The sequence below is a fragment of the Flavobacteriales bacterium genome (assembly GCA_016700415.1).
Taxonomy (GTDB): Bacteria; Bacteroidota; Bacteroidia; order Flavobacteriales_F; family PHOS-HE28; genus PHOS-HE28.
In genome coordinates this window covers 3,749,744-3,772,066 of the sequence record CP065018.1, presented here as the reverse complement: position 1 = coordinate 3,772,066, position 22,323 = coordinate 3,749,744, and the positions used below count along the sequence as shown (strand labels likewise).

Below are 22,323 nucleotides of genomic sequence, written 5' to 3'. Positions count from 1 at the left end.
AAATTAGCCGTCCTTCCGCCTATCCGTGCGCTACAGCAAGTTCCATATCCCCCTCTTGGTCGCCGTCACGGCCCTGCTGGCGGCGTGCAACCCGACCAAACGCGTGCCCAAGGGCGAGCATCTCTTGGTGCGGAACATCGTGAAGTCAGATGCCAAGGACCTTACCACGGATGAGCTGAAGGGCATCCTCAAGCAGAAGCCCAACAACAAAGTGCTGGGCCAACGCCTTTACCTCCACTTCTACAACTGGAGCAGCCCGGAAAAAACGGCAAGTCGCAAGGCAGAGGTGGATTCGATCTGTGCCGTGAAGAACGTCCGGCGAGCGGAAAAGGCCGTAGCGAAAAACGCCAAGCGCATCGCGCGCGGCAAGGAACCGAAGCAAGTGAAGGACAAAGAGTGCCGGCGGACGCTCCGTGTGTGGCTGCGCGAAGATGTGGGCGAGGCTCCGGTGATCCTGGACAGTTCCTTGGTGGACCGCAGCGTGGACCAACTGAAGCTCTACCTCGGCAAAGAGGGTTTCTTCAATGCCACCGTTTCCGACACCATCTTCTTCGAGCGCTCCAGGCTTTTTTCGAACAAGCGGGGCAGTGCCTTCCGCCAACCCAAGGCGGAGGTGGAATACCGCATCACGGCGGGCCGACCTTACACGATCTGTTCGGCGGAATGGTCCGTGGACGATCCCGCCATCGACAGCCTGGTGCGCGCCTCCCGGGCTTCCACCCTGCTGGTCCCCGGCATCCGCTTCGACGCCGACGTGCTCGATAAGGAACGCAACCGCATCACCGAAATGCTCCGGAAGCAGGGCTACCTCTATTTCACGCGGGACCTGCTGCAATATGTGGCGGACACCAGCGCCGGGGACCAGGAGGTGGACCTGCAGCTCCGCTTCGAGCGTCCCTTGGCCCGCGGGAGGCGCGGCTTGGCGGGCACCCCGGAAGGGACCGTGTACTTCCTGGAGGACATCACGGTGGACATGACGCAACGCCCCGGCTTCGGCAAGAAACCCTTGCCGTCGGACACCGTGGAATACAAGAACTACACCTTCCTTTTCACCGGGAAGAGACCGGCCTACCGCCCGAAGGCATTGAGCAGCAGCCTCCTCCTGAAGGGAGGGTCCAAGTTCAGCGAGACCACCAACGACCGCACGTACCGCCGCCTGCTCAACCTGAACGTGTTCAACCGCGTTGACATCACCTTCGACACCACACAGACCCGGTCCCACAACCAGGCCGATTGCTTGATCGACGTCATCCCCAGCAAGCGGCAGAGCCTCTCGCTCGAAGGCTTCGGCACCAACCGCGGCGGCTTCTTGGGCACCTCCGTCAGCCTGAACTACCGCCATAAAAACCTCTTCCGGAGCATGGGCTCCATACAGGCCCGGATGGCGCTCGGCTTAGAGGCGCAACAGAGCCTGGACGGCCGCGGCTCCGCCGGTGATGCCAGTTCCGACGTGGGCCACGACGTGCTCTTCAACACCGTGGAGATCGGCCCGGAGGTCACCATCCGCTTTCCCCGCTTCATCATCCCCTTCTGGAACACCGATGACCGCTGGCCGAACACCTGGGGCAGGCGTACCGCCGTAAATCTGCTGTACAACTATCAGCGCCGGCCTGACTATACGCGCACCTTGGCCAAGATGAGCTACGGCTATGAATGGAACAAGAGCCGCACCCTGTCCATGGCCCTGTACCCGGCGGAGGTGAACATCATCCGGATCCCGTTGATCAGCACAGGCTTCCAGGATTTCATCCGGACCTCCAACGATGCGGTGCTGCGCGACAGCTATACCGACCACGTGATCGCCGGTGCCCGGGCCACCCTCACCTTGAACACACAGGAAGGGGACCACAAGCGGAACGTCTTTTTATGGCGCCCCACGCTCCAGACCGCGGGAAACCTGCTGCGGTTGACGAACGAGGCCTTTCGGACGGACCAGCAGACCGACACGGCGGGCAACAGCTTCTATACGCTGGCCGGGGTGCGTTTCGCCCAGTTCGTGAAGGTGGAGAACGACATGCGCTATTACCACACCATCCACTCCAAAAGCAGTCTGGCCTTCCGCGTGGATGCCGGCGTGGGCGTGCCCTTCGGAAACTTGGGGGTACTGCCCTTCGAAAGCAGTTTCTTCAGCGGTGGGGCGAACGGCATACGGGCCTGGCGCGCGCGCTCCCTGGGCCCCGGCTCCTACAGCGCCCCATTGGACGCGTTCGACCGCGTGGGCGAGATCCGCATCGAAGGCAACGCGGAATACCGGTTCAAGCTGATCGGCTACCTCGAAGGTGCCTTCTTCGTGGACATCGGGAATATCTGGGACCTCCAGGAAAACCCCGCCAAGCCCGGCAGTGGTTTCCAGATCGGCAAGGCGGCCGGTGAACTGGCCTTCGGCACCGGTGTGGGCGCGCGGCTCAACTTCGATTTCTTCCTCGTACGCTTTGACCTCGGGCTGCAGACCAAGGATCCCGGCCTGCCCATGGGACAGCGCTGGCTCTTCCAGCCCAAGTCACCGGAGTTGACCACCACCTTGGGCAACAAGTTGAATTTCAATCTGGGGATCGGATATCCGTTCTGATCTACCGTGATCCACAGAGAGTATGGTCGCAGAGACGCGGAGGCGCGAAGAAATGCAGTTGGTTATCCGTGGATAGTGATCGGGCTGCTACGAACTGCTACGGCCGACTGCCACTGGAGACTACATACTGCATACTGTCACCTGTTCCTCGGGCCCTCAGTACCTCTATGGTGAGATCGGTTCTCAATAGCCTCCACCAAACCCTACCTTTGCGGCCAAATTTTTAGCGTAGCCACATGAGCACTATGAAAACCGGGAATTTGAACGAACTGTTGGGCGCCGATGCGGAAAGCCTTCTGGGGCACACCTGCAAGACCATTGAAAAAGCCCAATTGAACCTGCCCGGCCCTGATTTCGTGGACCGCTCCTTCGCGCTGAGCAACCGCAATCCGCAGGTGATGCGCAGCATCCAGGCGCTCTACGGCAATGGCCGACTGGCCAACAGCGGCTACATGAGCATCCTGCCCGTGGACCAAGGCATCGAGCACAGCGGTGGCGCCAGTTTCGCACCGAACCCCATCTATTTCGACGGGGACAAGATCGTTGAACTGGCCATGGAAGGCGGCTGCAATGCCGTGGCCTCCACCTACGGCGTGCTGGGCAGCGTGGCGCGGAAGTATGCTCACAAGATCCCCTTCATCGTGAAGCTCAACCACAACGAGCTGATGACCCTGCCGAACAAGTTCGACCAGGTGATGTTCGGCACGGTGGAAAGCGCATGGGACATGGGCGCCGTGGCCGTGGGCGCCACCATCTACTTCGGCAGCGACGAGAGCACCCGCCAGATCACTGAAGTGGCCGAGGCATTCCAGTACGCGCACGAGCTGGGCATGGCCACCATTCTCTGGTGCTATCTGCGCAACCCGGGCTTCAAAAAGGACGGCAAAGACTACCACACCGCCGCAGACCTCACCGCACAAGCCAACCACCTCGGCGTCACCATCCAAGCGGACATCATCAAGCAGAAATTGCCCGAGTCCAACGGTGGCTACACCGCCATGGGCAGCGGATACGGAAAGACGCACAAGAAAGTATACAGCGACCTCACCACCGACCATCCGATCGACCTCTGCCGTTACCAAGTGGCCAACTGCTACATGGGCCGCATCGGCTTGATCAACAGCGGCGGAGCCAGCAGCGGTGCCAGCGACCTGGCCGAAGCCGTGCGCACCGCAGTGATCAACAAGCGCGCCGGTGGACAGGGTCTGATCAGTGGCCGCAAAGCCTTCCAGCGCCCCATGAAAGAAGGCGTGCAACTGCTGAACGCCATCCAGGACGTGTACTTGGACAAGAAGGTGACGATCGCGTAAGTGGAGTTCCACTCCCCCACCACCTCCTGTACTTCCTTTACCTCCATAGCTTCCATCACTTGGCGAAGTGGGGAAGGGAGGCAAGGAAGGTAAGCGAAGCAAGGGCGGTCATCCACTGAACTCGGAGCACTTAACTTCGCTTGATCAAACATCACGCATGGGTTGGTTCAATCGCGTCAAGGAAGGCATCACCACCGCCACCGAGGAGAAGAAGGAGACCCCCGAGGGACTCTGGTACAAGTGCCCGGAATGCTCGGAGATCATGACCTCCGACGACCACGCCAAGAACCTCTGGGTCTGCGCCAAGTGCCAGCACCATGAGAAGGTCGGAAGCGCGGAGTATTTCAGCATCCTCTTCGACGACAACATGTTCAAGGAGATCGGGGCCAAGCTGATCGCCGGGGACCCATTGGGCTTCGTTGATACCAAGAAGTATGTGGACCGCTTGGCCAAAACGCGAAAAGCCACCGGCTTGAACGACGCCCTTCGCGCCGCCGAGGGGAAATTGGAAAAGCAGCCCGTGGTGATCGCCTGCATGGATTTCAAATTCATTGGTGGCAGCATGGGCAGCGTGGTGGGCGAGAAGATCGCCATGGCCGCCGACACCGCGATGCGCCGCAAGTGCCCGTTGATCATCATCAGCAAAAGCGGCGGTGCCCGCATGATGGAGGCCGGCTTCAGCCTGATGCAGATGGCCAAGACCAGCGCCAAGCTCAGCATGATGGCCAAGAAGGGACTGCCCTTCATCAGCATCCTTACCGACCCCACCACAGGAGGCGTCACCGCCAGCTTCGCCATGCTGGGCGACCTCAACATTGCAGAGCCAAAAGCCTTGGTCGCTTTCGCCGGCCCGCGCATAGTGCGCGAGACCATCGGCCACGACCTGCCGCCCGGCTTCCAGACCAGCGAATTCGTGCTGGAGCATGGGTTCTTGGACCTGATCGTGGAGCGCAAGGACCTGAAGGCCAAGCTGGCGCAGTTGATCTTGATGTTCAGGTCATGAGCCGGAACTGAATAGTTGTCGGTTGGTCGGTGTCAGACATGGCCGCGCACGGTTTCATAGAAATAGGGCCCTGAAGTGCAGACACAAGACAGATTCAAAAAAACCGTACATTCGCGCCCTAAAACCGCCAAACGGGCGGCCCAAAGAGGCAGACACTACGACCATGATCGCAACGAAAGAGGTAAAGCAGGAGATCTTCAAGACCCACGGTGGCACCGCTACCAACACGGGCAGTGCGGAAGGGCAGATCGCCCTGTTCACGCAGCGCATCGAGCACCTTACCGAGCACTTGAAGTCCAACAAAAAAGACCACCGCACCGAGACGGCTTTACTGAGCTTGGTGGGCAAGCGCAAGCAGCTTTTGGGCTACTTGAAGAGCCACGAGATCGAGCGTTACCGCGCGATCATCGGCAAGCTCGGCCTGCGCAAGTGAGTTCCACGCCGGTGGAGCACACACCTTGCACTACTTACCGGCAAAAGGGCGACCCGTGTGCAACGGTCGCCCTTTTCCCTTTTACAGCCATTCGCTAGGTTGTCGAAGGTCCCCCAACTGAAAACAATCAACCAACAAAAGGCGCGAAAGGCGCGCCACGAAAAACAGATGAAACCAACAGGAGTAAAAAAGACCATCGACCTCGGCGGTGGCAGGACCATCAGCTTAGAGACGGGCATCCTCGCCAAGCAGGCCGACGGCAGCGTGACCGTCCGTTGCGGCGACACCATCATCCTCGCCACCGTAGTGGCCACCAAGGAAGCCCGCGAGGGCATCGATTTCCTGCCTCTGCAGGTGGAATACCGCGAAAAGTACAGCGCTGCCGGACGTTTTCCCGGCGGCTTCTTCAAACGTGAGAACCGCCCCAGCGACGGGGAGGTCCTCGTAAGCCGCCTTGTGGACCGTGCCCTGCGCCCGCTCTTCAACGACGACTTCCACGGCGACACCCAAGTGCAGATCAGCCTGATGAGCACCGACAAGCAGAACCCCAGCGATGCGCTGGCCTGCTTGGCCGCTTCCGCCGCCATCGCCGTTAGCAACATCCCTTTCAATGGCCCCGTAAGCGAGGTCCGCGTGATCCGCAACGAAGGCAAGTGGACGGTGAACCCTACCTTCCAAGAGATGGAGGGCGCTGACATCGACCTGATCGTGGCCGGCAACGCCAGCGACGTGATGATGGTGGAGGGCGAGATGCTCGAAGTGAGCGAAGCTGAAATGATCGAAGGCATCAAGACCGCCCACAAGGCTATCCAAGACCAGTGCCGCGTGATCAATGAACTTGCCGCCGCAGTGCCCAAGAGCCTGACCAAGCGCACCTACAACCACGAGGAGAATGATGCCGAGCTGGAGAAGGCCATCGTGGATGGCACGTTCCAGAAATACTACGACATCACCCTGCAAGCCAGCGCCAAGGAAGTGCGCGGCGAAGCCTTCGCCAAGGTGAAGGAAGACTTCGTTGCCACGCTCACCGATGAGCAAAAGGCGAAGAAGGCCATGCTGGCCCGCTACTTCAAAAAAGCCCAGAAATCCGGTGTGCGCCGTGCGATGCTGGAGAAGGGCATCCGCTTGGATGGTCGCAAAATGGATGAGATCCGCCCCATCTGGAGCGAAGTGGACGTACTGCCCGGAACGCACGGCAGCGCAATCTTCACCCGTGGTGAGACCCAGGCCATCAACATGGTGACCTTAGGTTCCAAAATGGACCAGCAGACCGTGGACACAGCATTGGTGAAGCGCAGCGATACCTTCATGCTGCACTACAACTTCCCCAGCTTCTCCGTTGGTGAAGTGCGCCCCATCCGTGGCCCCGGACGCCGCGAGATCGGCCACGGCAACCTCGCCCTCCGCGCCCTGAAGCCGATGATCCCCACCGGCACGGACAACCCTTACACCATCCGCCTGAACTGCGATATCCTTGAGAGCAACGGCTCCAGCTCCATGGCCACAGTATGCTCCGGCACCCTCGCCCTGATGGACGCCGGCATCCAGATCAAGGCACCCGTGAGCGGCATCGCCATGGGCATGATCAGCGACCCGGACGGCAAATACGCCATCCTCAGCGACATCCTCGGTGACGAGGACCACTTGGGCGACATGGACTTCAAGGTGACCGGCACCGAAAAGGGCATCACCGCCACCCAGATGGACATGAAGGTGGACGGCCTCAGTTACGAGGTGCTCGCCAAGGCCTTGGAACAGGCCCGCACCGGTCGTCTGCACATCCTCGGCGAGATGATGAAGACGATGACCAAGCCGAACGCGGACTACAAGGAGCATGCACCGCGCATCGTCAGCATCGAGATCCCGAAGGAGAGCATCGGACCCGTGATCGGACCCGGTGGCCGCGTGATCCAGGAGATCCAGGCCGAGACCAAGACCACCATCGCACTCGACGAAGTGGACGGCGTGGGCCACGTGCAGATCATGAGCGAGAACAAGAGCGGCATCGACGCCGCGCTTGCCCGCATCCGGGCCATCGCCTTCCCTCCCACCGCGGAGCTCGGCGTTACCTACACCGGCAAGGTGAAGACGATCATGCCATACGGCGCGTTCGTGGAGATCTTCCCTGGCACCGATGGTCTGCTGCACGTGAGCGAGTTGGACTGGAAGCGCATCGAGCGCGTTGAGGACGTGCTGAAGGAAGGCGAGATGATCGACTTCCAAGTGGTGGGCAAGGACCCCCGCACCGGCAAGTTGAAGTTGAGCCGCAAAGTGCTGCTACCGAAGCCGGAAGGCTACGTGGAGCGCGAGCCGGCCATGGAAGGCGACCGCCGCGACCGTGGGGACCGTCCCCGCCGTGAATCCCGCGATCGCGGACCGCGTCGCGACAATTGATCGTTCGCATAGCGAAGAAAAAACAGGGGCTGTCTCGCAAGAGGCGGCCCCTGCTGCTTGCAGGTCCTTGCTGTTACCGCGAATAAGCTCCGGAACGGTCCATCCCGTAACCGCAGCCCGAGCATCCCCGTTGAACGGCAACGATCCACCGATACAATCCACGGGTACCATGGCAAGAATGCGTCAACTGAAGATCTCCAAGCAGGTCACCAACCGCGACACCCCGTCGCTGGACAAATACCTGACCGAGATCGGCAAGGTGAAATTGATCACCGCACAGGAAGAGGTGGAGCTTGCCCGCAAGATCAGGAAGGGCGATAACGATGCCTTGGAGGCTTTATGCAAGGCCAACCTGCGCTTCGTCGTCTCCGTCGCCAAACAATACCAGGGCCAGGGCCTCACGCTCCCGGACCTGATCAGCGAGGGCAACCTTGGTCTGATCAAGGCGGCCGGGCGCTTCGATGAGACCCGGGGCTTCAAGTTCATCAGCTATGCCGTGTGGTGGATCCGGCAGCAGATCCTGCAAAGCTTGGCCGAGCAGGCCCGCATCGTCCGCTTGCCGTTGAACAAGATCGGCTCGATCAACAAGATCAACAAGGCGTTCGCCCGCTTGGAACAGGAACATGAACGCGCACCCACGGCCGCCGAACTGGCCGAGAACTTGGAGATGACCTTGGACGAGGTGAAGACCAGTTTGAGCAATACCGGCAGGCACCTGAGCATGGACGCACCACTGCGGGACGACGGCGACAGCGGCACCATGCATGACCTGATGAAGAACGACGATCTGCCGGACCCCATGGAGGCTTTGCTCACTGACAGCCTCAGGAACGAGATCGAACGATCGTTGGAGTCGCTCACCGCTCGCGAAAGCGATGTGCTCCGGCTCTACTTCGGCCTCGCAGGGAACCAACCGCACACCTTGGAGGAGATCGGACGGAAATTCGACCTCACCCGGGAGCGCGTGCGGCAGATCAAGGAAAAAGCCATCCGACGCCTGAAACAGGCCGGAAGAGGACGCTCCCTGCGCACCTATCTCACCGACTGACAGCATCTTGAAGTTAACGGACAAGGCCGCCCCGAAAAGGCGGCCTTGTCCGTTCGGAGTAACTTTGCGGCCCATGGCACACATCATCGCACCCTCCCTCCTTTCCGCGGACTTCACCGACTTGAAAAGTGCCGTGGAACTGGTGGATAAAAGCCCCGCCCCGTGGCTGCACCTGGATGTGATGGACGGCGTCTTCGTGCCGAACATCAGCTTCGGCTTCCCGGTGATCAAAGCCATACGGCCGTTGACGAAGAAGATCTTCGACGTTCACCTGATGATCGTCCGGCCCGACCAGTACATCACCACCTTCCGCGATGCTGGTACGGACAGGCTCACCGTTCATTTGGAAGCTTGCACGCATCTGCACCGCACCATACAGGCCATCAAGGCCGCCGGCATGAAGGCCGGTGTGGCCATCAACCCGCACACACCGGTGCATCTACTGGAGGATATCGCGGAGGATATCGATCAGGTGTGCTTGATGAGCGTGAACCCGGGCTTCGGCGGGCAGAGCTTCATCCCCGGAACCTTCCGCAAGATCGATGCGCTGCGGGAATTGCGCCAAGCACGTGGAACATCCCTGATGATCGAAGTGGACGGAGGGGTGTCCGAAAGGAACGTGGTGGAACTGGCCCGGCACGGGGCTGACGTACTGGTGGCGGGGAACAGCGTGTTCAATGCCCCGGACCCGGCCGCAGCGATCCAGCGCCTGAGCGCCTAGGACCAACAGCACCCGCTCCATTGCATCGAATTATTCCCGGCAAACCACTTAAATTCGCATTATGATCGGAAAACGACCCTTGCGCTCCTGTCCATTGCCGCCTCTTCCGTAGCCATCGCACAGGAACATTGTAATTCCCACACCATTACCGAACGTTGGTTGCAAGCTCAGGGCCTGCACATCGATCTGGCGCAGGAAGCCGGACAACTTGAACAACAGGGCCTGCGCGGGGGTGGGGTGCAGACCATTCCCGTGGTGGTGCATGTGGTGTACAACACCAATTCGGAAAATGTTTCCGATGCCGTTATCCAGAGCACCATCGCCCAGATGAACGCCGACTACCAAGCGATGAACTCGGACTACGACGATGTCCGTGCGGTGTTCGCGGGATCCCGAGCGAACGCGATGATCGATTTCTGCTTGGCCTCCATGGATCCCGACGGCAACCCCACATCGGGCATCACCCGCTTTCAGACCTCACGTACCTGGTTTGACCCGGACACGCAAACGGATGACATGAAATTCGGACCCTACGGTTCGGCGGCATGGAACACCACCCATTACCTCAACGTTTGGATCTGTGACATCAGCAGCGGTGCCACCGGTGGCCTGGTCACGGCAGGATACGCCTATCTGCCCTACGGAGGCATGGTGGGAAGCCCCATTGACGGGCTTGTTCTGGACTATAGTTACGGGACCGGCAATGGCGACCGCACAGCCACTCACGAAGTGGGGCATTACCTCGGTTTGGACCACCCTTGGGGCAATGGCAACTGCTCGCCTGGCGATGGTATCAGCGACACTCCCGCCACGGACCAACCCACCTTCAGCTGCAGCAACCAGAACCTGATGCGGTGCAGCACGTTGACCCAATACGAGAATTTCATGGATTACAGTAATTGCACCATGATGTTCACCACGGGGCAGGCCACCGTGATGTCCGGGGTACTGAACGGATCACGGGCCGAACTGCTCAACTCCACCGGATGCGATAGCGGACCGACCACCATCTGCATCCCCACGTCCGGCTCCGGTCCTTCCGATGGTGACTTTATTGACGGGGTGGTGCTCGGCACGATCAACAATACAGGCAGCGGATCGGTATCGGGACCGGGTTACGTGGATTATACGGCGATGTCCACGTCGTTGAACCAAGGTGGTTCATATTCCATCATCATTACGAGCGGCGATTTCACGGATGACAACTATGCCGCATGGATCGACTACAATGGGGACCACATCTTCAGCTCGTCCGAGAAACTTGGGGAGTTCATCAATACGACCGAGGGCCAAGCCCACACCTTCGCGTTCACTGTACCGATGAGTGCTGTTATCGGGAATACGATCATGCGTGTGCGCGGGGTGTATCATCTGAGCAGCGAGCCAAGTCCCACCGACCCTTGCTTCGCTTATGAGTACGGTGAAACAGAGGACTATGGCATCGAGATCACCTCGATCACCAGTTCGGTAGCTGAAGTGTCCGAAATGACGCTCACCGTGCGGAACGCCCCGGACCACGTACTGGTCTCCTGGCCCCAAGCCACGATGGACCAACACGCCATGGTCCTGGACGCTTCCGGTCGGGTTATCCGCGCATTCACGCCCACGGGCGACCAAGCCCGCATTGAGACTTCCGACCTGGCGGCGGGCATCTACCAATTGACCATCACCTTGGGAGGTGACCGTGAGACGGTGAGATTCTTCGTAGGAGGACGTTAGATCGGGTGTTCGTCGAGGCAAAGAAGTCATCCGGCAATCTTATTGCCGAGCTTGTCCAATTGCCAGCAAAAACGGGAAACTTCAACCGGGCCGTTGCGTAAAGGCACGTGCTTACCCGCACTGCCATGCATTCGCGCTCCATCCCGCTCCTACTGGCCATACTGGCCTACCCTTTGATCGGTCAGGCCCAACGCCCATCACGATCCGGGCTTGGTTACATGGGCGGTCCACAAGCCGCCACTTGGCGCTCCGAGGCGGTGAACTACAGGCCGGTGCCCGGATTTGTGGCCGGGCTCTATGTGCCCATCTGGGCCGGTAATCGAGTGGAGATCCAACCGGAACTGCTGATCTCGTTACAGGGTGCGGCACGTGACCTGCCCGACGGCGGGCGCTCAACCATGCGAAACGTCAGCGCCATCGTGCCGGTGAGCCTGAAGCTGTTCCTCAGCCCGACATTCCAGATCCAAGCCGGGGTGCAAGGCGGCTATCTGATCCTCGCCAAAGCTGACGGGACCGATATCAGCGACCAAGTGAGCCAATTGGACCTCGGCCTGAACATCGGCTTGGGGATCGGAACAATGTCCGGCATCGACCTCACCCTGCGTTATTTCACCGGCCTGAGCAACACCTTGGCCGAGGATCGAGCACTGTACCCGAGTAACCGTACCCTGCAACTGACCATCGGTCATCGCTTCATGCAGTTCTCCCGGAAGCGGCACCGCCGTTGATCCGGCCTGAAGGTTACCCTCCCTCCGGTATCTTCGCGGCCATGGAGCGACCACGGCGCATAGCCCTGCTCGGCGGAGGCCAGCTCGGCCGCATGTTCATTGAGAACGCCTTGCGCTACGATGTGGAGGTGCATGTGCTGGACCCCGATCCGGAGTGCCCCTGCGCGCATCTCGCATCCAGCTTCACCCAAGGCCGCTTCGACGATCACGATACCGTCCTGCACTTTGCCGCCGATGCTGACGTGGTGGGGATCGAGATCGAGCATGTGAGCACCGAAGCGCTGGAGGAACTGGAGAGCCAAGGCAAAACGGTCATCCCTTCCTCAGCGACCTTGCGTACCATTCAGGACAAGGGCCTACAGAAGGAATTCTACGTGAAGCACGGCATCCCCACATCGTCCTTCGTGTTGATCGACAACCCATCGGAGATCGCCACGCACGCCGGGTTCCTCCCCGCCTTCTTGAAGACGCGCACCGGCGGTTACGACGGCAAGGGCGTGATGCCGATCACGAATACCACGGACATCGCCAATGCATTTGACGGACCGTGCGTACTGGAAAAGCGCATTCCCATCGCGAAGGAACTGGCGGTGATCGCCGTGCGCGGAGCGGACGGGAACACGGTGGTATACGATCCGGTCGAGATGGTCTTCGACCCAGCGTTGAACATGGTCGATGTGTTGCTCGCCCCTGGGCGATGTGACGCTTCGGTGCTCAGGCGTGCGAAGCAGCTCGGGACTGCTGTTGCTGATGCGTTCGGCGCACCTGGGATCTACGCGGTGGAGATGTTCCTCACACCGGATGATCAGCTAGTGGTGAACGAGACCGCGCCGCGTGCGCACAACAGCGGACACTTCACCATTGAAGCCTGTGCCAGTTCACAGTACGACCAGTTGTTGCGCGCCTACATGGGTTGGCCTGCGGGCGATACGCGGATGCATGGCGAAGCAGCGATGGTGAACATCGTGGGCGAGGGCGGCACAGGCGCACCGCAACTGCTCGGAACCGAAGAATTGCTGGAAGTGCCGGGCACCTTCATCCACCTTTACGGCAAGCACGAGACGCGCACAGGAAGGAAAATGGGCCATGTGACGGTCGTCGCACCCACACAGAAAAGGGTGGACCAGGCTATCAGCATCATCAAGGCGCATGGGAAGATGGTGCCGGCGCAGCAAAAGACTGAAACACGGGGAGCGCGAGCCCCTGTCAAACAAACAAGGCAATGATCGGGATCATCATGGGCAGCCGTAGCGATCTGGAAACGATGCGCGAAGCGGTGGATACAGTGAAGGAGTTCGGGGTGGAATACGAGGTGACGGTGGTGAGCGCGCACCGCACTCCCGACCGCATGGTGGCCTATGCGAAGGGCGCTGCGGACCGCGGATTGAAGGTGATCATCGCTGGAGCGGGAGGTGCGGCGCATCTGCCGGGCATGGTGGCATCCTTGACCATACTCCCCGTCATCGGCGTTCCCATCAAAAGCCGCAACAGCATCGACGGCTGGGATTCATTGTTGAGCATTCTGCAAATGCCGGCCGGTGTCCCGGTGGCCACGGTAGCCCTGAACGGCGCGCGCAACGCAGGCTTGTTGGCCGTGCAGATCCTCGCCACTTCCAATGAAAAGCTCGCTGAGAAACTCGCGGCCTTCAAGGGAGAGCAGGAGGATAAGGTGAAGGAAGGCATAAAGGCGATGCGGCAGCAGTTCCCGAACGGGTTCGATAAGTAGGGAAAGATCGCCGCAGAGGTATATCAGTGATCAGTGATCGGACTGCTGCAGACTGCCACTGCCAACTGCAAACTTTCTACTGAACCGTCAGTGCTTCTTTCTTCTTCAGGTCAATGGGCACGACGACCTTGATGCTCACATATCGGCCCATGTTGTAGATACCGTTACGACCGGTACCGTTCACCGGATAATCGTCCATGTACTTCAAGCGGCTCATGTTGCTCTGGTATCCGATATCGGCGAGGTTGGAACCCAATAACGTAACGGTGAAGAGCGTACGGCCGGTCTTGTTCACCACATCACCGCCGATACCCGCGTCCAACAACGTATATCCGGGCGTGTACGTCTCCGTACCGTATGCACCGAAGAACCTGTCCTGAGCGGCGTACACCTGCACGCCCACCTTCGCGAACATGCGTTTGAAACGACCTATACCCTTGGGCATGTCCCAACGGAGTTCGGTGTTGGTGTGCAGCGGCGGGATCAGCGGCAGGTAGCGCGTGCTGTCCGAGAGCGATGCACCACTGCCGCCCCTGTTCTCCGCAAGTACCACCGAAAGCGTGTTCTCAAAATGCAGCTGGTCCAACGGGTGCGGATGGATGTCGATGCTGATCTCCCCACCATAAAGTTGCGCGGTGGTCTGGCGGAATTTGAATACGGGATAGTCAGTGCTCCCCTGCGTGAAGAGCGAATCACCGCCGCTCATGCTGGCGAGCTTCTCATTGTAGACGTAGTTTTGGATGGCGTTGTTGAAGAGCTCCACGCTGGCGCTGACATGCGTGCCATCGTAGAAGAAGCCGAGGTCCTCCTGCAGATTGAACTCTGGCTTCAAGTTCGCCTCGCCGAGCTGCTGTAGCCCCGTGCCGGGATGGACGCCCTTTGCGGAAGTCTCGGCGGCGCTTGGCGCGCGGTAGCCCCTGCCGATGTTGGCCTTGAACGTGAGGCGATCGTTCACATTCCATGCTGCTCCGATGCTGCCACTACCACCGGAAAAGGTGTGGACGTAGGGGTCGAACTGCTTCACAATATTCGTATCCCCTGGGACCGGCTCCGTGCTCACATCAAAGCCCGTCACGGGATCGGTGCGGGTGTACATCGCATCGCCATGGTAGTCCCGGATGTCATAGCGAAGGCCGCCTGAGAAATCGAACTTGCCCAGGATCTTTTTTACATGCACGAAGGGCCCGATATCGAATTGGTAATAGTTAGGCACAACGAGCTCGGTACCCTTGGACGCATCATTGGCCTGGTACATGCCGTTCAACCCCACCGTCGGTTCCCATCCGTTGTGCTCCGCGAAATGGTATTTCAGATCGTAGGAAAATGTGCTCAAGGACAGGTAGAGGCCCGCGAGGTCGGCATGTCCCGGATGGGTGTATTCGCGCCTGATGCTGCGCGAAAAGCCGAGGTTGGCCGTGAGCCTGCTATCCCCAAGATTGAAGCTTGCCATGGAATAGGCCCGGTAGTACTGCACACGCTGATGCAGCGTGGAGATGTCGTAGGAATTTAAAACCGGATCGGGCACGATGGGGCGGACCGTATCGGCCTCGTCCACCTGATACGTGAATCTGCGCGAGGTGCTATCGCGGCTACCATCGGGGACCTCCTGAACGTTGTCATAGGCGCTGACATTCAAGCGGGCAAAACCCCAAGCCCGGTTTATACCGACGTAGCCATCGACATCTTTCTCCCTGAACTTCGTGCCATAGACATGTCCATCATACCTGTTCTGATAATCGCTGGCGGTCTTTCCTGAAATACGGCCACCGTAGAGCAACTTCCCATTGTTCCCATCGATGTTGACCGAGCCATTGATACCCTTGTTGTTCGTGTCGTAGGCGCCGAGCACGCTGCCCTTCAGGGTGCCTACCGGAACCGGTGGTGCCGGGAGCAGGTTGATCACACCGGCCAAGGCATCGGAGCCGTACATCAGGCTGGCCGGGCCCTTCACCACCTCCACGCGGTCAACGAGGAACTGATCGACCTCCACGCCGTGCTCTTCGCCCCACTGTTGGCCTTCCTGACGCACGCCGTCGAAAAGGGTGAGCACGCGGTTCCCGCCCAAGCCGCGGATATAAGGCTTTGAGACATTCGGGCCGGTGCTCACAGTGCTCACACCGGGGACCTTGCCCAGCGTTTCGATCGCATTGCTGGAAGCATTTTCCCGCAGGAAAGTCCGGCTCACCATCGCCATCGGCACTGGATCCCGCTTCAGTTCGGTGGCCTTGGAAGTGCCGGTAACCACCACGTCATGCATCTCTGTCACCGATCCCGGAAGTGCGAAATCCATCGTGGTCACCGTGCTCAGGTCGATTGTCATAGTGATCGTTGCATAGCCCACCATGCTCACTTTCACCAAGGCCTTCGTGACCGGCAGATCATGCACGGCATAGTTACCGTTGATATCCGTGACGGCACCCGTGCGCAGGTCCGGGAAATACACTTCCGCCCCCGGGATCGTTTCATCGGTGGCCTTGTCAGTCACCTTGCCGGTGAGGGATGTCTTGACATCCGTTCCGGCCGACACCGCAAAAGCGGGTATGGCGAAAATGAGCAGGATGATCAGTTCGAACACTCGTTTCATTCGTTTCATTCGTTTCAATTGTCTTGCCGACATGACCGGACCAAACTGGATGGAACTTCCATCGTCTTTTTCCACTGCAGCCAAAGGCACGGAGGGTGTGAAAACACCGGTCCGGATCTGTGTCATGAGAACTATTTGGAGCCGCATGGAGCGACCTCTGGTGATCAATGGACCACTCTTGCCCGCGCTTCGGCAGGCATCAACTCAGCTTGGGAGGGCCGCGCAACCGGAGCGTCGTCGGCACGGAATACACCGGGACAAGGGCCGGCAGGATGACCCTTGTCCCCAGCAGGGCCTCCTCCATATGGAAAGAGAGGTCGGCCACACCGTCACAATTGGGGAACGGGGCTTCGCAGATCGGGCAATGTGTGTTCGCATGCAACGTACCCGAAAGGATATGGAGATCAGCGGACGATGCACCTTCCTCACAATGGTGAAAGAACGTTCGCGGCAAGGCCGTGAACAACATCACCGCTAAAAGCAACGTTGCGGAGGCCAAGCGGGATGTGGAACAGCGCATGCGGAACAAAAGTATCAGGAGGCCGGGCACTCCCGGTCACTACTATGGACCTTAGGATTATTTTTACCGTTCCATGGCCCTCCTGAACCATCTCCGTTTTGTCCTTGCTTTCGTATTCACCGGCGTAGTCCTTTCCGCCTCGGGCCAACGGGCTGTTCCGCCCTCACATCTGGCCAACGATCTCTGTTCCTGCATGGGGGAGATCAACCCCTCCAGTGATGACCGCTCCTTTGACCTTGCGGTGCGGCACTGCCTGAACACCGCTGTGATGCATCATTCCGGGGAAGTGCTCGAGATCCTCCATCGCTTCCCTGACCAGGACCAAAGGATCTATCTGCTCGGGCTCTTGCTGGGCGGCGCGCTGGACCGGTCGTGTCCTCAATACCCCTTGATCAAGGAACGGTTGCGTGAACTCGGCTTGAAGGAGGCCCGGACCGGCGCCAGCACATGAGGGAAATGTCGGATACAGAACGGAGCGTCTCACATATCGGCGTATTCACCTCCGGAGGTGATGCCCCTGGGATGAACGCCGCTATCCGTGCGGTGGTGCGGACCGCGCATTTCCACGGTCTGGCCGTGAGCGGGATCTATGGCGGATACGACGGGCTGATCGAGGATGAGGTGCGGAAAATGGAAGTCCGCGATGTGAGCAACATCATTCAACGTGGCGGCACCATACTTCGCTCCGCCCGCAGTGCGGCCTTCCACACTGTGGAGGGGCGATCGCTGGCAAAAGCCACGCTGGACCGGCACGGCATTGACGGGATCGTGGCGATCGGCGGGGACGGCACCTTCAGAGGAGCGGCCCAATTCTCCCGGGAACATGGGGTGCCCGTTGTCGGGATCACCGGCACGATCGACAACGACCTGGCCGGCACCGATACCACCATCGGGTTCGATACAGCCACCAACACCGCCATGGAGGCCGTGGACCGCATACGCGACACGGCCTCCTCGCACGACCGGATGTTTTTTGTGGAAGTGATGGGCCGCACCTGCGGAGCGATCGCGCTCCAATGCGGTATTGCTGCGGGCGCGGAATACATCATGGTCCCTGAACGTGACCAGGGCATTGATGAGCTGATCGCAGCACTGGAACATGCAGAAACCTCGAAGTCCTCCGTGATCGTGATCGTGGCGGAAGGTGACGAAGAGGGAGGCGCGTACGAGGTCGCCAGAAAGGTGAAGGAGCGCTACCATCATTATGACACCCGGGTGAGCGTGCTCGGCCATGTTCAGCGGGGTGGGAATCCTTCCGTCGCGGACCGCATACTGGCCAGTCGGTCCGGGGTTGCTGCCGTGGAGGCCCTGATAGCGGGGCACACGGACACCATGGTGGGTGAAAGGCTCGGAAAGATCGCGCTTATTCCCTTCACGGTGGTGTTGGGTAAGACGAAGCAATTGGAAGAGGACCTGCTCCGGATCCTGCACATTTTGTCGATCTGAGCGGTCGCAGGTCCGGGATCCCCCGTCATGATCCATGAAGGTGGGCCGGCTTTGCGGTCGGACGATCTTTCCTCCTACCTTTCCCAGCGTGAGCATGCTCGATCGACCATGGTAGATCTCAACTTGTCCCGATTTTCCGTGGCAACCGTGCTCTTGGTCGTGTTATTGCGACTTCCAGTGAATGCGGGGTGCGTCACGTCATACACCGCGAACGCTTCGCCTCCTCCCACAAATGGCACCTACGCGTGCGGGCAGACGGTGACTTTCTGCGTGACCATTTCCGGTTGGTCGCTCACCAATTCCAACTGGTTCCATGGGATCATTGCCGACTTCGGGCCCGGTTGGGACATGAGCACCTTGGTGCCCGGCACGCCGCCTGCCACGGTAAATGGAACTGGTACTTGGGGTTGGTACAACTCGGTGACGGGTACCAATCCTGGCGGAGCCAATCAGGGACCACAGGGACCCGGCTTCTTTTTCGACCTGGACAACGATGGCGATCCGGGGAACAACTTCGGTGATTTTTCGGGTACCGGTCCATGGACCTTTTGTTGGACCATTTCCGTGGCAAGTGGTGGCGCGTGCGTGCAGGGAGCGGACCTCAGCGTGGTCATTACGGCCTTTGCGGACAGCCAGACCGGGTCATGGACATTGGGTGGTTGCGGGCAACAGACCCTCACCACCCTGCCTGCCACTGTCGGATGTGCCTATTCCGGGAATGATAATGTGCTCACCGTCTGTGCTGATTCCGCCCCTGTCGACCTCTTCCCGTTGCTTGGGGCCGCAGGGGGCGGAGGAACTTGGACCACTTCGGACGGAAGCTCCTTCAACGGCGTCTTCAATCCCGCTATCATGCCTGCGGGAGCCTGTACTTATCTCTTGCCTGGTGCATGTCCGGACGACCACGCCACAGTAACTGTGTCTGTTAACCTACCGCCCAGTGCCGGGATGGATGGTTCCTTGACCGTCTGTGACATCGGAGCGCCGACCGACCTTTTCACCTCCCTCGGTGGCTCACCCGATCTGGGAGGAACATGGACCGGGCCGGACGGGCTGCCGCATTCCTCGAATTACTCTCCCGCCATCGACGGCCCCGGAGCATATACCTACACGGTCGTTGGAACTGCTCCTTGCTCCGATGCCAGCGCCACGGTCATTGTCACTGAAACCGCCATGCCGAATGCCGGGCCGGATGCCAACATCGCGCTTTGTTCGGATGGTGCGCTCATCGATCTGTCCTCTCTCCTGATCGGCGCCGATCCCGGGGGAACGTGGACCGCGCCTGACGGGACCGCGCACGGGGCCATGCTCGATCCTGCTTCCGCCAGTAGTGGTGCCTACCTGTATACCCTTGCCGCCACGCTCCCCTGTAGCGGGGACCAAGCCATCGTGAACGTCACTGTGGACCCATCGCCCAATGCCGGAGTAAATGCTTCCTTGACCGTCTGTGACCAAGGTGCGCCGACGGACCTTTACGCCTCTCTCGGGATCTCCGCCGATCCCGGGGGAACATGGACGGGACCGGGCGGGCTTCCTCATTCAGGCAACTATGATCCGGCGGTGGACGGACCAGGGGCATACACCTACACAATAGTCGGCACGGCTCCCTGTAGCGATGCCAGCGCCACGGTCACCGTCTTCGAGAACGCCACGCCAATTGCCGGACCGGACGCCAGCATCACCCTCTGTTCGGACAGTGCGCCCATCGACCTTTCCACTCTTCTAACCGGCGCCGATCCCGGGGGAAGCTGGACAGATCCCGACGGATCGCCACAAGCTTCCATGTTGGACCCGACTTCCGCCAGCAGCGGGGACTATGTCTACACCTTGTCCGCAACAGCTCCTTGCATCGGGGACCAAGCCAGCGTGACCGTAACGATAAACATGCCGCCCAATGCCGGCACTGATGCTTCCGTGGCCCTCTGCGATCAAAGTGCCATCACCGACCTCCTTCCATCCCTCGGACCTTCCGCCGATGAAGGTGGAGCATGGACAGGGCCGGGCGGGCTTCCGCACTCCTCCTCGTATAACCCGATCATGGATGGGCCAGGAGCATACACGTACACGGTACCAGGTACCTCTCCGTGCGCCAATGCCAGCGCCACCGTGACCGTCTCGGAGAACTCCACGCCGAATGCCGGACCGGATGCGACCATTGCCCTTTGCAACGATGGCTCAACGATCGACCTCTCCACGCTGCTCACCGGGGCCGACCCGGGGGGAAGCTGGACAGATCCCGACGGATCAGCGCAAACCTCGATGCTGGACCCTGCGACCGCCAGTACCGGTGCATATATCTACACCTTGACGGCAACGGCTCCTTGTACCGGGGATCAAGCGACCGTGACCGTAACGGTGAACGTACCACCTGCGGCCGGCAACAATGCTTCCTTGACCGTTTGTGATGAAAGTGTGGCGACCGACCTCTTCGCTTCACTTGGATCATCGGCCGGGGCCGGGGGAACGTGGACGGGTCCGGGAGGACTTCCGCATTCCTCTTCTTATAACCCGATCGTGGACGGACCGGGAGCATACACTTACACGATCGCTGGCAGCGCTCCATGCAGCGACGCCAGCGCCACCGTTACGGTCATCGAGAATGCCATGCCGCATGCCGGACCGGATGCAGGCCTGACCCTATGCAGCACCAGTTCGACCATCGACCTCAACACGTTGTTGACAGCGGCCGACCCCGGAGGAACATGGACGGGCCCGTCCGGTAATTCGGCGGCAATATTGTTCAACCCCGCTACCGACCAGGCCGGCATCTATACTTACCTGCTCAACGGAACGACACCGTGCCACAGTGATTCCGCATTGATGACCATTGCAGTACACGATCGACCCAACGCGGGATCGGACACCCTGCTCCATTGGTGTACGAACGGGAATGCCGTCGACCTGACCGCTGAACTTGGCGGAACACCGGACCCCGGAGGAACTTGGACCACGCCGAGCGGTTCCCTGTTGAACGGTCTCTTCGATCCAGCCAGTAATACCGAAGGTCAATACACCTATACGGTCCCAGGGCTTGCACCATGCCCATCCGCCTCATCCGTGATCACCGTGGGCCTTGACCCACTGCCGGTACCGGGGTCCAACACGGCCGTGTTGACCTGCATCAATTCGGAACCGTTCGAATTGCTCCCTCTTTTAGGAGCGGGCACCACCCAGGGCGGAGATTGGACCTCCGCCGACGGTTCATCCATGGACGGGACCTTTGATCCATCGAACATGCCGGGAGGGACCCTGACCTATGAATTGCACGGCTCAGGGGCCTGTGCGCACGTCGTGTTCAACACCCAAGTGGGTATCACAGTTGCGGAACCGCCCTCCGCGACATTCACGACCGACCTTGTCCAAGGCTGCGCACCGTTGAGCATCGCCTTCACCTTGGACGACCCAAGCATCGTGGGCAGCAATTGGCATTTCAATGATGGCTCCTCGGGGATCGGGGCCGGCTCGCTCATCCAAACCTTCGGCACCCCTGGATGGTTGGCCGCCACTGTGGATGTAACGGACGCCAATGGCTGCACGGCTACCGGCAACGCGGAGCACCTTGTGTTCCTGCAGCCCCCTCCTTCGGCGGTCTTCGCGGCTAACCCGCCGACAACGGACTCCGACCATCCGGACATCACCTTCACACCCGAGCACCACGGATATACGAACTATGCTTGGGCGATCGATGGTCTGGCAACCGGAGACGGGGATCCTTGGACGAACCGGTTCAACGACTACTTCGGTGGCCGGTACGAAGTATGCCTCACCGTGCATGACAGTGTGGAATGTACTGCCTCCTATTGCCTCCCCGTAACCGTGAATGCACCGGTCCAGATCGATGTTCCTAACGCCTTCACCCCGGACGGGGATGGCCGGAATGATGACTTCCTTCCGATCATCACGGGAACGGACGGCACGGGATACGAGTTCCTCATCTTTGACCGTTGGGGGGAGAAAGTATTCGGGTCCGATGAACTTGGCGAGGCTTGGAACGGTGCCCTGAACAATGGAGGAGCCGTACTTCCGCAGGATGTCTACGTGTGGTCCTTGCGGGTCGGGAACGGGGTGACGGCGGACCGCAAGGAACTGCGCGGACATGTGACCCTGCTCAAGTAGCCAAGT

16 protein-coding genes are annotated in these 22,323 nt (G+C 59.9%); 14 read left to right on the top strand and 2 right to left on the bottom strand.

All coding sequences use genetic code 11. From position 1 onward, the window contains the following. The first annotated feature begins 25 nt into the window (after positions 1 to 25). From IPP95_15725 to purE, 11 genes are all read left to right on the top strand, one after another. A complete protein-coding gene (locus IPP95_15725) occupies positions 26 to 2,569 on the top strand; it encodes a BamA/TamA family outer membrane protein (protein QQS72590.1) in 2,544 nt (847 codons plus the stop codon). A 245-nt stretch (positions 2,570 to 2,814) separates the two neighbouring features. After that, positions 2,815 to 3,879, top strand: coding sequence for a class I fructose-bisphosphate aldolase (locus IPP95_15720; GenBank protein QQS74294.1), 1,065 nt, complete (start codon positions 2,815 to 2,817; stop codon positions 3,877 to 3,879). 157 nt (positions 3,880 to 4,036) lie between these two features. Next, complete coding sequence (locus IPP95_15715; GenBank protein ID QQS72589.1) at positions 4,037 to 4,882, top strand: acetyl-CoA carboxylase carboxyltransferase subunit beta; 846 nt, start codon at positions 4,037 to 4,039, stop codon at positions 4,880 to 4,882. A 163-nt stretch (positions 4,883 to 5,045) separates the two neighbouring features. Then, complete coding sequence (gene rpsO / locus IPP95_15710; protein QQS72588.1) at positions 5,046 to 5,315, top strand: 30S ribosomal protein S15; 270 nt, start codon at positions 5,046 to 5,048, stop codon at positions 5,313 to 5,315. Positions 5,316 to 5,483: 168 nt separating this feature from the next. Further along, positions 5,484 to 7,709, top strand: a complete 2,226-nt coding sequence (gene pnp / locus IPP95_15705) for a polyribonucleotide nucleotidyltransferase (GenBank protein ID QQS72587.1) — start codon at positions 5,484 to 5,486, stop codon at positions 7,707 to 7,709. 178 nt (positions 7,710 to 7,887) lie between these two features. Continuing rightward, positions 7,888 to 8,757, top strand: coding sequence for an RNA polymerase sigma factor RpoD/SigA (locus IPP95_15700; protein ID QQS74293.1), 870 nt, complete (start codon positions 7,888 to 7,890; stop codon positions 8,755 to 8,757). 73 nt (positions 8,758 to 8,830) lie between these two features. Next, positions 8,831 to 9,478, top strand: a complete 648-nt coding sequence (locus IPP95_15695; protein ID QQS72586.1) for a ribulose-phosphate 3-epimerase — start codon at positions 8,831 to 8,833, stop codon at positions 9,476 to 9,478. Positions 9,479 to 9,637: 159 nt separating this feature from the next. Continuing rightward, a complete protein-coding gene (locus IPP95_15690; protein ID QQS72585.1) occupies positions 9,638 to 11,197 on the top strand; it encodes a hypothetical protein in 1,560 nt (519 codons plus the stop codon). Positions 11,198 to 11,322: 125 nt separating this feature from the next. Then, positions 11,323 to 11,925: a PorT family protein gene (locus tag IPP95_15685; protein QQS72584.1), complete on the top strand. Its 603-nt coding sequence runs from the start codon at positions 11,323 to 11,325 to the stop codon at positions 11,923 to 11,925. Positions 11,926 to 11,966: 41 nt separating this feature from the next. Next, a complete protein-coding gene (locus IPP95_15680) occupies positions 11,967 to 13,151 on the top strand; it encodes a 5-(carboxyamino)imidazole ribonucleotide synthase (GenBank protein ID QQS72583.1) in 1,185 nt (394 codons plus the stop codon). Continuing rightward, complete coding sequence (gene purE / locus IPP95_15675; protein ID QQS72582.1) at positions 13,148 to 13,651, top strand: 5-(carboxyamino)imidazole ribonucleotide mutase; 504 nt, start codon at positions 13,148 to 13,150, stop codon at positions 13,649 to 13,651. The genes IPP95_15680 and purE overlap by 4 nt, the downstream gene beginning before the upstream one ends. 76 nt (positions 13,652 to 13,727) lie before the next feature. On the opposite strand, the gene IPP95_15670 is transcribed toward purE, so the two are convergent. Beyond that, entirely contained in the window at positions 13,728 to 16,235 is a 2,508-nt protein-coding gene (locus IPP95_15670; GenBank protein ID QQS72581.1) for a TonB-dependent receptor, read from the bottom strand. Between the two features lie 199 nt (positions 16,236 to 16,434). Next, positions 16,435 to 16,755 carry a hypothetical protein gene (locus IPP95_15665; GenBank protein ID QQS72580.1) on the bottom strand — a complete coding sequence of 107 codons (321 nt, stop codon included), beginning with the start codon at positions 16,753 to 16,755 and terminating at the stop codon, positions 16,435 to 16,437. A gap of 73 nt (positions 16,756 to 16,828) precedes the next feature. Here IPP95_15665 and IPP95_15660 point away from each other — a divergent pair, with 73 nt between their 5' ends. From IPP95_15660 to IPP95_15650, 3 genes are all read left to right on the top strand, one after another. Continuing rightward, entirely contained in the window at positions 16,829 to 17,206 is a 378-nt protein-coding gene (locus tag IPP95_15660) for a hypothetical protein (GenBank protein QQS72579.1), read from the top strand. Positions 17,207 to 17,211: 5 nt separating this feature from the next. After that, the gene (gene pfkA / locus IPP95_15655) at positions 17,212 to 18,201 is read left to right on the top strand and encodes a 6-phosphofructokinase (protein ID QQS72578.1); all 990 of its coding nucleotides are present in this window, start codon (positions 17,212 to 17,214) and stop codon (positions 18,199 to 18,201) included. 138 nt (positions 18,202 to 18,339) lie between these two features. After that, positions 18,340 to 22,317: a gliding motility-associated C-terminal domain-containing protein gene (locus IPP95_15650; protein ID QQS72577.1), complete on the top strand. Its 3,978-nt coding sequence runs from the start codon at positions 18,340 to 18,342 to the stop codon at positions 22,315 to 22,317. Positions 22,318 to 22,323 lie beyond the last annotated feature (6 nt).